Origin of the sequence: Nocardioides sp. ChNu-99 (assembly GCF_029493445.1) — a bacterium.
Taxonomy (GTDB): domain Bacteria; phylum Actinomycetota; class Actinomycetes; order Propionibacteriales; family Nocardioidaceae; genus Nocardioides.
The window spans coordinates 1-11,132 of record NZ_JAHWBL010000022.1; the positions used below are offsets into that span (position 1 = coordinate 1).

An 11,132-nucleotide genomic window follows, 5' to 3' on the forward strand; every position below is an offset into this window, starting at 1 on the left:
GCCGCGGCGCCGTCGGCGCCGGGCGGGGCTGCTCGACCGGGTGCTCCTCGACCGGTACGGCGGGCCCCGGCTGCGCGGGCTGGGCTGCCTGGGCCGCCTGGGCCGGCTGGGCGGGCTCGGCGGGCGCGACCGGTACGGCGGGAACGGCCGGCTCGGAGGACGGGAGCCAGGCGGACGTGCGCAGCGCGCCGAGCGCGTCGCGCAGCTCGCCCGCGGTGGCCCAGCGCTCCTCGGTGGGCTTGGCCAGGCACCGGTCGATGATACCGGCGAGGCGCTCGGCCCCGGGCACCTCGAGGGTGCGGTGGGGCTCGGTGCGGGCGCGGCGGATGTAGGCCAGCGCGGAGTCCTCGTCGGGGTCGTCGCTGGCGAACGGGGGCCGCCCGTCGAGGAGGGTGAAGAGCGTCGAGCCCAGCGACCAGAGGTCGTCGGCCCGGGACGGCTTCAGGCCGTCGAGCACCTGCGGCGCCGCGTGCCGGTAGGTGAAGGTCTCGACCGAGGACGTGTGCTCGGAGCCCGCCATGCGGGCGATGCCGAAGTCGGCGAGCACCCAGGAGGTGGGCAGGACGAGGACGTTCTGCGGCTTCACGTCGCGGTGGAGCACGCCGCGCTCGTGGGCGAACGCGAGGGCGTCGGCCAGCACGTAGCCGAGCTCGACGACCTCGTGGACCGGGAGCGGACCGTGGGCGCGGAGCCGGTCGTGGACGGTGCCGGCCTCGACGAAGTCCATGACGAGGTAGGGGCGGCCGGCCCCCGTCGTACCCACGTCGAGCAGGTTGACGATGTTGGGGTGCTGCCGCCCGAGCTCGATGGTGATCTCGACCTCGCGGCGGAAGCGGGCCGCGCGGGTGGGGTCGTCGGTGCCGAGCACCTTGATGGCGACGACCCGGTGGGGCGAGACCTGGCGGCCGCGGTAGACGACGGAGTCGCCACCGCGGCCGACCTCGGTCAGCTCGACGTAGCCCGGGACGTCCTCGGGCTCCGCCGTGGGCGGACGTGCCGGGGAGGCCGGAGGGCGCCAGGCGCCGTCCGTGCGCTCCTCCCCGGTCATCGCGTCACACCCGGTGGGGCATCAGCTCTTCGCCGCGTCGCCCTCGGCGGCCTCGTCGGCCGTCTCGTCGGCGGACCCGGCGTCGTCACCCTCGGCGACCTCGGCGGCGTCGGCCTCGGTGTCGTCGTCGCCCTCGGGCTGCGGCTCGCCGATGGTGCCGTCGGGCAGCAGGTTCTTCAGCTCGACCGGGTTGCCGGACGCGTCGGTGACGACGGCCGACTCCACGATCGCCGCGAGCGCCTTGCCGCGCAGGATCTCCTGCACGAGCTCGGGGATGTGGTTGTGCTCGAACATGTGGTTCGCGAACTCCTGCGGGTCCTGGCCGGACTGCTGGGCGCGACGCACGATGTGCTGGCTGAGGTCCTGCTGCTCGACGCCGAGCTCCTCCGCCTTGGCCACCTCGTCGAGGAGGAACTGGGCGGCGACGGCGTCCCGCACGCGGCGCTCGAGGTCGGCCTCGAACTCCTCGATGGTCTGCCCCTCGTCCTCGAGGTACTTCTCCATCGTGATGCCGGCCATCGCGAGCTGCTGCTCGACGCCCTCGCGGCGCGAGTTGAGCTCGTCGGCGACGAGGGTCTCGGGCAGCGGGATCGAGACCTTGTCGAGCAGGGCCTCCAGGACGGCGTCGCGGGCGGCCGCGGCCTGCTCGAGACGCTTGCCGCGGGTGAGGCGCTCGCGCACGTCGGCGACGAGCTCGTCGACGGTGTCGAACTCGGAGGCCATCTGGGCGAACTCGTCGTCCAGCTCGGGCAGCTCCTGCTCCTGCACGGCGGTGACCGTGACCTTCACCTCGACGTCCTCGCCCACGAGGTCGCCCCCGACGAGCTGCGACGTGAAGTCCTTCGACTCGCCGGCCGAGAGACCCTCGATGGCCTCGTCGAGGCCCTCGAGCATCCCGCCGCGGCCGACCTTGTAGGACATGCCGGCGACCTCGGCACCCGGGACGACCTCGCCGTCCTTGGTGGCCACCAGGTCGATGGTGACGAAGTCGCCGTCGGCGGCCGGGCGCTCGACGTCGATGAGGGTGCCGAAGCGCTCGCGCAGGTTCTGCACCTGCTCCTCGACGTCCTCGTCGGTGACCTCGAGGTCCTCGACGGACGCCTCGATGCCCTCGTACTCGGGGACCGTGATCTCGGGCTTGACGTCGACCTCGGCCGTGAACTCGAGGAGCTCACGGTCCTCCAGGCGGGTGACCTCGATGTCGGGCTGGGCCAGCGGCTCCAGCGAGTTCTCGCGCAGCGCCTCGACGTACACCTTCGGCAGGGCCTCGTTGATGGCCTGGTCGAGGACCGCCCCGCGGCCGACCTGGCGGTCGATGACCGCCGCCGGCACCTTGCCGCGGCGGAAGCCGGGCACGTTGATCTGCTGGGCGATCGTCTTGTAGGCCTCGTCGAGGCTCGGCTTGAGCTCGTCGAAGGGCACCTCGACGGTGAGCTTGGCCCGGGTCGGGCTCAAGGACTCGACGGTGCTCTTCACAGGTGGTTCTCCTCGTCGGTCGACATGCTGCTGCAGGGTTCGGATCAGTCGGGGCGACAGGACTCGAACCTGCGATCTCCTGCTCCCAAAGCAGGCGCGCTAGCCACTACGCTACGCCCCGCCAAGAGGGCCTCCGACGCCCCGGTCGCAGGCGTCTGACCTGCGGCGACAGGCTGTCGTCGACCACACTTGGAGCGGATGACGGGAATCGAACCCGCGTAGCCAGTTTGGAAGACTGGGGCTCTACCATTGAGCTACATCCGCCTGCGCGCCGCAGCGCCCGGACCACTCGCCCGGGCGCGGACACGCGGACGTCATGGTGCCACACGCCGCCCGGGGCGCCCCAACCCAGGTGCCGCGCGGGCTCAGGTGCGCCGGAGCACGAGGAGCGCGCAGTCGTCGGCCCCCGGACCCAGGTCGGCCAGCACCCGGTGCCCCAGCCCGGCCAGCCCCGCGGGGGCGTGGCGCAGCAGGTGCTCGCTGAGGAGCGCGATGCCGTCGTCGATGTCCGTGCCGCCGTCCTCGACCAGGCCGTCGGTGTAGAGCACGACCGCGTCGCCGACGTCGAGCCGCAGGCGGGCGGGCGGGTAGTCGGCGCCGGGGACGACACCCAGCAGCGGGCCGGACAGCTCGACGCGCTGGACCTCGCCGCAACGGCGGATCACCAGCGCCGGCGGGTGCCCGGCGGTGTAGGCCTCCACGTCGCCGCTGCGCAGGTCCACCGACAGGTGCACCGCGGTCGCGAACCCCTCGTTCCAGCCCTGGCGCAGCAGGAACTCGTTGGCGGCCGGGACCAGCTCGGCCGGCGGCACCGCGGCGACGAGACCGTTGAGCGCGCTGGAGAGCTGCAGCGCCCGGGTTCCGGCCTTCACCCCCTTGCCCGACACGTCGACGAGCACGGCGTCGAGCCGGCCCCCGCAGGCCGTCTCGGAGAAGCAGAAGAAGTCGCCGCTGAAGGCCGTGCCGTCGGCCGTGCGCACCACCCGGTCGGCCGCCCACCCCTCGGGCAGCTCGGGCAGCCGGCCCTGCGCCTGGATGCGGTCGCGCAGGTCGACCAGCATCGCCTCGCCCTCCGCGCCGCCCAGACCGAGCCGCACCCGGCGCAGCGAGGTGACGAGCACGAGCAGCCCGATCGTCGTGTAGACCGCGACCGACGCCCACAGCTTCGGCGTGAAGGCCGTCTGCTGGGTCAGGGCCAGCCCCAGCACGACCATCGCGAAGACGATGTAGCCCGCCAGCTGTCGCGGGCGCAGGAACAGCGTCGAGGCGACCATGGGCACGGTCAGGGTGTTGAGGGGGACGGTGTCCGGCCACAGCGCGACGAGGCAGCCGACGACGGTCGTCGTCACCACCAGCGCGCCGAGCGCCCGGTGGGCGACGGCGGAACGGCGCACGTCCCGGAGCACGAGGCCCCGGGGGCGCCGGGGGCGGCCCCTACCTTCCGTCCGAGACGACGCGTGCAGAGCGGTCATCGTGCCCTCCCACGTCGGATTCCTCCGTCACTGTACGCCCCGGGGGACGTGGCGCCGTTGGCACCGACCGCACCAGAACAGGTTGCGCTGGGCGAGCTCGGCCCGACGCACGGGCGAGCCGCACACCAGGCAGGGCAGGCCGTCGCGCCGGTAGACGTAGACCTCGCCCCCGTGGTCGTCGACGCGCGGCTCCCGGCCCATCGCCTCCGGGGTGTGCTCGGGCCGCACGGTGTCGATGCGGCCCGTGCGGACGCCGTCGTGCATGAGGTCCACCAGGTCGGCCCACAGCTCGTCGTACCGCCGGCGCCGCAGGCTCTCCCCCGGGCGGTAGGGATCGAGCCGGTGCCGGAACAGCACCTCGGCGCGGTAGACGTTGCCGACCCCCGCGAGCACCGTCTGGTCCATCAGGAGGGCGGCCAGCGGGGCACGGCTCCGCCCGATCCGGGCCCAGCCCCGGTCGGGGTCGGCGTCGTCGCGCAGCGGGTCGGGGCCGAGGCGGTCCGCCACGGCCCGCACGCCCGCGCCCGTCACCAGCTCGCAGGCGGTGGCCCCGCGCAGGTCGGCCCAGGCGGCGCCGCCGTCGTCGCGGGCGGCCACCAGCCGCAGGCGCACCTGCCCCACCGGGGCCGGCACCGCGTCGTCGACCGCGGTGGCCCCGAGCACGAACGTGCCGTAGAGACCGAGGTGCACGTGGACGAACCGGTCCGCACCGAGGTCGAGGAACAGGTGCTTGCCCCACGCCTGCGCCCCCTCGAGCACGGCGCCGTCGAGCAGGGCCGCCTCGGTGGCGAACCGGCCCTGGGGGCTGGAGACCCGCACGACCCGGCCCGCGAACGCGTCACCGAGGTCGTGGGCCAGCCGGTGGAGGGTGTGGCCCTCGGGCACGCGCGCGGCCCGCTCAGGAGGCGGTGTCGGCGCTGCCCGCGTCGTACCCGGGGAGGGCCGAGGCCGGCAGCGGCGGGAGGTCGCGGGTGACCTCGTAGTCGCCCAGCTGGGCGATGCGGCGCACGTGGCGCTCGTCGTCGCTGAAGGGGGTGGTGAGGAAGACCTCGACGAAGCGGGTCATCTCCTCCAGCGTGTGCTGGCGCCCGCCGACGGAGATCACGTTGGCGTCGTTGTGCTCGCGGGCCAGGACGGCGGTCGCCTCCGACCACACGAGGGCGGCCCGGACGCCGATGACCTTGTTGGCGGCCATCTGCTCGCCGTTGCCGGAGCCGCCGATGACGACGCCCAGGCTGTCCAGGCCCTCGGCCTGGTCGGCGGCGACGCCCTCCGCCGCCCGCAGGCAGAAGACGGGGTAGTCGTCGACGGCGTCGAAGACGAAGGGGCCGTGGTCGACGGCCTCGTAGCCGCTGTCGGCCAGCCAGTTCAGCAGGTGGTCCTTGAGCTCGAGGCCGGCGTGGTCGGAACCGAGGTGAACGCGCATGCGCCGATCCTCTCAGGCGTGCTGGCGCAGGAAGCCCGCGACCTGCCACATGAGCGGCTCCGCCGCGTCGTACGTCGCGGTGTGGCGCCAGAAGCCGTGCAGCTGGCCGAGGTAGCGGGTGCCGACCACCTGCACCCCCTCTTCCGCGAGCCGGGCGGCGAGGTGCTCGCCCTCGTCGCGCAGGGGGTCGTGCTCGGCGGTGACGACGAGCGTCGCCGGGAGGGTGCCCAGGCGGTCGGAGCGCAGCGGCGCCAGGTCGGGGTGCTCGAGGTCGGCGGGGGTGGCGGCGTACTGCTCCCAGTACCAGGCCGCCTCGCGGGGGTCGAAGCCGTGGTTCTCGGTGGTGAACGACCCGAACCCGCCCTGCGGGTCGAGGAACGGGTAGATCAGCACCAGGGCAGCGAAACGGCCGGGGTGGCGCAGGGCGGCCACGAGCGCGAGGTTGCCGCCGGCGCTGTCGCCGTGGACCGAGGTCGGACCGGCGAGTCCCTCCTCCTCGGCGTGGGCGTCGAGCCAGGCCAGCACCGTGTCGACGTCGTCGGGCGCGGCCGGGAACCGGTGCTCGGGCGGGCGGCGGTAGTCGACGCTCAGCACCGCGACGCCCGCGCGGTTGGCGAACATCCGCACGGCGGCGTCGTGCACCTCGACGTCGTTGAGCACGAAGCCGCCCCCGTGGAGGTGGACGACGACGCCCGGACGCGCGTCGGCCGGGCGGTAGAGCCGGCACCCGACCCCGTCGGCGTCGACGTCGCGGACCTCGGCGACGTCCTCCCGCGGCTGCGCGAGGGCCGCCTCGCGGTCGGCGGCCCGGGCCGCCGCCACGTCGAAGTCGGGGTCGGTGACCTTCTGCTCGTCGGCCGAGGACTCGAGGGCGCGCCGCGCCTGCGGGAACAGCATGGCGCCAGCCTAGGTCCCCCCTCGGCTTCAGGAGTCCAGGCGGGCGAGCTCCTCGTCGACGACGGCCGGGTCGAGCTTCGTGAAGACCGGCGTGGGCTTGGCGACCGGCCGGCCCACCTCGACCGGGGTACGCCGCCACGGCCGCGCCGCGGCGTACTCACCCGTGATCGTGGGGTAGGACCGCGACGGGTCGTCGAGGTCGTCGACCTCCTCGATGCGCGGCATCGGCTGGACGTCGCCGGCGCCGCCGAACACGCGGTCCACCGCGTTCGCCGAGAACGGCAGGAACGGCGACAGCACCGTGTTGAGGTCGGCCACGCACTGGGTGAGCACGTGCAGCACGGTGCCGAGACGCTCGCGCTGGTCGTCGCCCTTGAGGGTCCACGGCGCGGTGTCGGTGACGTACTTGTTCACCTCGCCCACCGCCTTCATGGCCTCGCCGATCGCGGCCTTCTGGCGGTGGCGGGCCAGCAGGTCGCCGACGGTCGTGAAGGTCTGCTCGACCAGGTCCAGGAGCGCGGCGTCGCCCTCCTCGAGCGGGCCCGCGGGCGGGATCGCGCCGAAGTTCTTGGCCACCAGCGTCGCCGTGCGGTTGACCAGGTTGCCCCATCCGGCGACGAGCTCGTCGTTGGTGCGGCGCACGAACTCGGCCCAGGTGAAGTCGCTGTCCTGGTTCTCCGGCCCGGCCGCGGCGACGAAGTAGCGGAACGCGTCGGGCTGGTAGCGCTCGAGGAGGTCGCGCACGTAGATGACGACCTTCTTCGACGAGGAGAACTTGCGGCCCTCCATCGTGAGGAACTCGCTGGACACGACCTCGGTGGGCAGCGCCAGCTCGCCGTACTCCCCCGGGCTGCCGCCCTTGTCGCCCTTGCCCGCGTACGCGAGCAGCTCGGCGGGCCAGATCTGGCTGTGGAACGTGATGTTGTCCTTGCCCATGAAGTAGTAGCCGAGCGCGTCCTCGCCGCCCTCGGGGGCGGGGTTCCACCACGCGCGCCACGCGTCGGGGTCGCCCGTACGGCGGGCCCACTCGATGGACGCGGAGAGGTAGCCGACGACGGCGTCGAACCAGACGTAGAGCTTCTTCGTCGGGTTGTCGCGCCAGCCGTCGAGCGGCACCGGGATGCCCCAGTCGATGTCGCGCGTCATCGCACGGGGCCGGATCTCCCCGAGGATGTTCTTCGAGAACCGGATGACGTTGGGGCGCCACGTGCCGGAGGCCTCGCGCTCGTCGAGCCACTCCCCCAGGGCCTCGGCCAGCGCCGGCAGGTCGAGGAAGAAGTGCTGCGTCTCGACGAACTCGGGCGTCTCGCCGTTGATGCGCGACACGGGGTCCTTCAGGTCCGCCGGGTCGAGCTGGTTGCCGCAGTTGTCGCACTGGTCGCCGCGGGCGCCGTCGTACCCGCAGATGGGGCAGGTGCCCTCGATGTAGCGGTCGGGCAGCGTGCGGCCCGTGGACGGCGAGATGGCGCCGTACGTCGTGCGCTCGACGAAGTAGCCGTTCTCGTGGACGCCCGTGAAGAGCTCCTGCACCACCGCGTAGTGGTTGCGCGTCGTGGTGCGGGTGTAGAGGTCGTAGGAGATGCCGAGCGCAGCGAGGTCCTCGACGATGAGGCGGTGGTTGCGGTCGGCGAGCTCCTGGGCGCTGACGCCGGCCTCGTCCGCGGCGATGAGGATCGGGGTGCCGTGCTCGTCGGAGCCCGACACCATGAGGACGTCGTGGCCCGCCATGCGCATGTACCGGCTGAACACGTCGGAGGGCACGCCGAAACCGGCCACGTGGCCGATGTGGCGCGGGCCGTTGGCGTACGGCCAGGCGACGGCGGACAGCACATGAGTCATGGGGGCGATCCTAGGAGCCCCGGTCCCCGCGCGCCGCAACGAGGCGGCGGGGCCGTGCCACGTCAGCGCTGCTGCACGACCCAGGCGGCACGGCCGGACGAGGGCCGACTGGTCGCGGTGCCGAAGTAGGTGACCTGGACCGTGTGGGTGCCGACGCCCGGCTTCACGGTCAGCCCCAGCGTGCCGTAGCCGTCGACGAGCGTCGCGTCCTGCACCCGCACTCCGTCGACCGCGACCCGGACGCGGCCCGCCGCCGGCGTGCCGTCCGTGTTCGAGACCGCGAACCGCACCCGGTTCACGCCGCCGCGCAGCGTCGTCGGCGCGTCGAGGCGCACGTAGGTGCGGGTGTCCTGCACGCGGGCGGCGTCGATGCGGTCCTGCGTCTGGCGGCGGATGGCGTCCATCGACGCGTACACGTACCGGCCCGGGCACGCCGTGTCGTTGGTGTCGCGGTGACCGTCCATCACGTGCAGGTACGCCGTCGTGCCCGACGGGTACTTGTCGCTGCCCTCGGAGACCACGTCCCGCTTGTCGAGCGGGCTGAGGCCGGCCTGGTCCAGCTTGTACGCCGCGAGCGACGTCAGCTGCGTGATCGCGGCCGCGCTCGGCCGTGCGCCCTCGTGGTTGCCGATGAGGGCGATGCCGCAGGAGGTGGCGTTGAACCCGAGGGTGTGGGCGCCCCGGACGAGGCGCTTGACGCCGCCGGCCCGGCCCTCGAAGGCCCGGCCGAACTTGTCGACGAGCAGGTTGTAGCCGATGTCGGACCAGCCCAGGGTCTGCGTGTGGTACGCGTACATCGCCCGGATGATGCGCGGCACGTCCTCCGCGCCGTACGCGTTCGCGCCCGCCGTGTGGTGCACGTGCACCTGCTCGAGCCGGTCGCAGTAGCGCAGCGAGCCGTCCCGCAGGGACTCGTCGGCGCCCCAGTCGGCGCGGGAGTAGACGAACGACATGGGCGCGGTGCGCTCCGCGCGTCGCGCCGGCACCGCCTGGGCGTCGGCGTCCAGGAGCTCGACCGCCAGCCCCGTGACCGGGCCGTCGGCGGCCACCTCGACCGCGTCGGCGTCGCCGACCCACACGAGGTCGCTCGCCCGGGTGCGGCGGGCGGCCCGCCCCTCCTCGCTGTCGGGGCTGGGGCCGTCCTGGAGGTGGCCGACCGCCTGCCACCCCTGCCAGGTGCCGTCGAGACCACGCACGCGCAGCGACAGCGCCGGGGAGCCCGTGGCCCAGGTCAGCGCGACGAGGGCGAAGCGGTCGGCCGTGACCGTGGTCGAGCGGGGCGCGCCACGGCCGGCGAGGGCCAGGGGCACGGTCGCGCGGCGCACCCCGCCGGACGCGGTCGTCGCCAGGCGCGCCCGGGTGGGACCGGCGGCGGCTGCCGCGGCGGGGGCACCGACCGACAGGGCGGTGGTCGACACCGTGGCGGCGCCGGCGCCGAGACCGGCGCCGACGAGGAGGGAGCGGCGGGAGGGGGTGGGTCGCGCGGGACCCTCGTGGTTGTCCGAGACCATCGCACCATCGTGGACCACGGCGCCGACGAGCGCGGATGATTCCGTGAGGTGGCCGTTGAACCGGCCGTCGGGGCGCGCTTCGATGGGGCGCATGGCGCTCATCGCGGAGGACCTCCTGCTGCTCCTGCTCGACGACGAGGACGGCACCCTGCTGCAGCAGTCCTTCCTCGACCAGGCGCTCGCCGGGGCGGTGCTCGCGGAGCTGGCCGCGGAGGGGCTCGTCGAGCTGGGCGAGGAGCGGCGCTGGGGCGCGAAGCCGCACGTGCTCGCCGTACGCGGCGCGCACACCGACGACCCGGTGCTCGCCACCGCGCTGGAGCGCGTCGCGGAGAAGCCGCGCGACGCCCAGGGGCTGCTGCACCCGCTCGCGAAGGGCCTGCGGGCCACGCTGCTCGACCGGCTCGCCGAGCGCGGCGTCCTGCGCCGGGAGGAGGGCCGCGTGCTGGGCCTGTTCCGGCGCACCACCTGGCCGGCGGTCGACTCGGCGCACGAGGAGCAGGTGCGCGACGAGCTGGAGGCGACGCTGGTCCACGAGCGCCCCGCCGCGCCCCGCGCCGCGGCGCTCATCGGCCTGCTCCACGCCATCGGTGTGGTGCACCGGGTGGTCGACCGCGAGGGCGTCTCGGCCGCCGAGGTGAAGCGCCGCGCGAAGGCCGTCGCCGAGGGCGAGCTGGCCTCCGAGGCCGTCGGCTCCGCCGTCCAGGCGATGTACGTCGCGATCTGGACCGCGACCATCGTGCCCGTCATCACCACCACGACGAGTTGAACGCGAGTGGCGGGTTCCCCGGTGCACCGGGGAACCCGCCACCCCGCGGGCTCAGCTGAAGTCCAGGTCCCCGGTGCGGGTGCGCTTGAGCTCGAAGAAGTACGGGAACGACGCGACGGTCACCGAGGCGTCCCACAGCTTGCCAGCGTCCTCGCCGCGCGGGATCTTCGTCAGCACGGGCCCGAAGAACGCCGTGCCGTCGATCGCGATGACCGGCGTGCCGACCTCCATGCCGACCTGGTCCATCCCGGCGTGGTGCGACGCCTTGAGGGCCTCGTCGTACTCGGTCGAGTCGGCGGCGTCGGCCAGCTCGCGCGGCAGACCGGCCTCCTCGAGCGCCTCCTCGATCACCTCGCGGGTGAAGTCCCGCTCGTCGAGGTGCCGGCGGTTGCCCAGTGCGGTGTAGAGCGGCAGCAGCGCCTCCTTGCCGTGGGCCTGCTCGGCGGCGATGCAGACGCGCACCGGGCCCCAGCCGGTCGAGAGCATCTCGCGGTAGTCGTCCGGGATGTCCTTGTCCTCGTTCAGGTAGGACAGGCTCATCACGTTCCAGGTCACCTCGATGTCGCGCACCTTCTCCACCTCGAGGATCCAGCGCGAGGTGATCCAGGCGAAGGGGCAGAGCGGGTCGAACCAGAAGTCCGCGCGGGACCTGTCGGCGGTGGGCACGGCTGCAGCGGCGTCGGTGGTCATGCCTGCG

At 73.7% G+C, this 11,132-nt stretch carries 10 protein-coding genes and 2 tRNA genes; 1 reads left to right on the forward strand and 11 read right to left on the reverse strand.

Features of this window, described 5'->3' with window-relative positions; all coding sequences use genetic code 11:
* The 10 genes from KK617_RS09265 to KK617_RS09310 form a co-directional block, all read right to left on the reverse strand.
* On the reverse strand, positions 1-1,048 hold a 1,048-nt coding region (locus tag KK617_RS09265; RefSeq protein ID WP_277499660.1), incomplete at its 3' end, for a serine/threonine-protein kinase.
* Positions 1,049-1,069: 21 nt separating this feature from the next.
* Positions 1,070-2,524: a trigger factor gene (gene tig / locus KK617_RS09270; RefSeq protein ID WP_277499662.1), complete on the reverse strand. Its 1,455-nt coding sequence runs from the start codon at positions 2,522-2,524 to the stop codon at positions 1,070-1,072.
* Between the two features lie 48 nt (positions 2,525-2,572).
* A tRNA-Pro gene (locus KK617_RS09275) sits at positions 2,573-2,645 on the reverse strand.
* Positions 2,646-2,714: 69 nt separating this feature from the next.
* Positions 2,715-2,788, reverse strand: a tRNA-Gly gene (locus KK617_RS09280).
* Positions 2,789-2,889: 101 nt separating this feature from the next.
* Entirely contained in the window at positions 2,890-3,918 is a 1,029-nt protein-coding gene (locus tag KK617_RS09285) for a PP2C family protein-serine/threonine phosphatase (RefSeq protein WP_277499663.1), read from the reverse strand.
* A 105-nt stretch (positions 3,919-4,023) separates the two neighbouring features.
* Positions 4,024-4,881: a DNA-formamidopyrimidine glycosylase family protein gene (locus tag KK617_RS09290; RefSeq protein WP_277499664.1), complete on the reverse strand. Its 858-nt coding sequence runs from the start codon at positions 4,879-4,881 to the stop codon at positions 4,024-4,026.
* A 13-nt stretch (positions 4,882-4,894) separates the two neighbouring features.
* On the reverse strand, positions 4,895-5,422 hold the full coding sequence (locus KK617_RS09295; protein WP_277499665.1) for a ribose-5-phosphate isomerase: 528 nt from the start codon (positions 5,420-5,422) through the stop codon (positions 4,895-4,897).
* Between the two features lie 12 nt (positions 5,423-5,434).
* On the reverse strand, positions 5,435-6,319 hold the full coding sequence (locus KK617_RS09300; protein WP_277499666.1) for an alpha/beta hydrolase: 885 nt from the start codon (positions 6,317-6,319) through the stop codon (positions 5,435-5,437).
* A 27-nt stretch (positions 6,320-6,346) separates the two neighbouring features.
* Positions 6,347-8,158: a methionine--tRNA ligase gene (metG, locus tag KK617_RS09305; protein ID WP_277499667.1), complete on the reverse strand. Its 1,812-nt coding sequence runs from the start codon at positions 8,156-8,158 to the stop codon at positions 6,347-6,349.
* Between the two features lie 62 nt (positions 8,159-8,220).
* On the reverse strand, positions 8,221-9,771 hold the full coding sequence (locus KK617_RS09310; protein WP_277499669.1) for an N-acetylmuramoyl-L-alanine amidase: 1,551 nt from the start codon (positions 9,769-9,771) through the stop codon (positions 8,221-8,223).
* On the opposite strand from KK617_RS09310, the gene KK617_RS09315 reads away from it, so the two are divergent.
* Entirely contained in the window at positions 9,761-10,435 is a 675-nt protein-coding gene (locus tag KK617_RS09315) for a GPP34 family phosphoprotein (RefSeq protein WP_277499670.1), read from the forward strand. The two genes, KK617_RS09310 and KK617_RS09315, sit on opposite strands and share 11 nt — an antisense overlap.
* A 51-nt stretch (positions 10,436-10,486) precedes the next feature.
* Here the strand turns inward: KK617_RS09315 and KK617_RS09320 are convergent, their stop codons facing one another.
* A complete protein-coding gene (locus KK617_RS09320) occupies positions 10,487-11,125 on the reverse strand; it encodes a disulfide bond formation protein DsbA (protein ID WP_277499671.1) in 639 nt (212 codons plus the stop codon).
* Between the last annotated feature and the right edge of the window lie 7 nt (positions 11,126-11,132).

Coding starts and splice junctions, on each gene's coding strand:
- KK617_RS09295 (WP_277499665.1), bottom strand. CDS start 5,422: ATGCGCGTTCACCTCGGTTCCGACCACGCCGGCCTCGAGCTCAAGGAC.
- KK617_RS09300 (WP_277499666.1), bottom strand. CDS start 6,319: ATGCTGTTCCCGCAGGCGCGGCGCGCCCTCGAGTCCTCGGCCGACGAG.
- metG (WP_277499667.1), bottom strand. CDS start 8,158: ATGACTCATGTGCTGTCCGCCGTCGCCTGGCCGTACGCCAACGGCCCG.
- KK617_RS09315 (WP_277499670.1), top strand. CDS start 9,761: ATGGCGCTCATCGCGGAGGACCTCCTGCTGCTCCTGCTCGACGACGAG.
- KK617_RS09310 (WP_277499669.1), bottom strand. CDS start 9,771: ATGAGCGCCATGCGCCCCATCGAAGCGCGCCCCGACGGCCGGTTCAAC.
- KK617_RS09320 (WP_277499671.1), bottom strand. CDS start 11,125: ATGACCACCGACGCCGCTGCAGCCGTGCCCACCGCCGACAGGTCCCGC.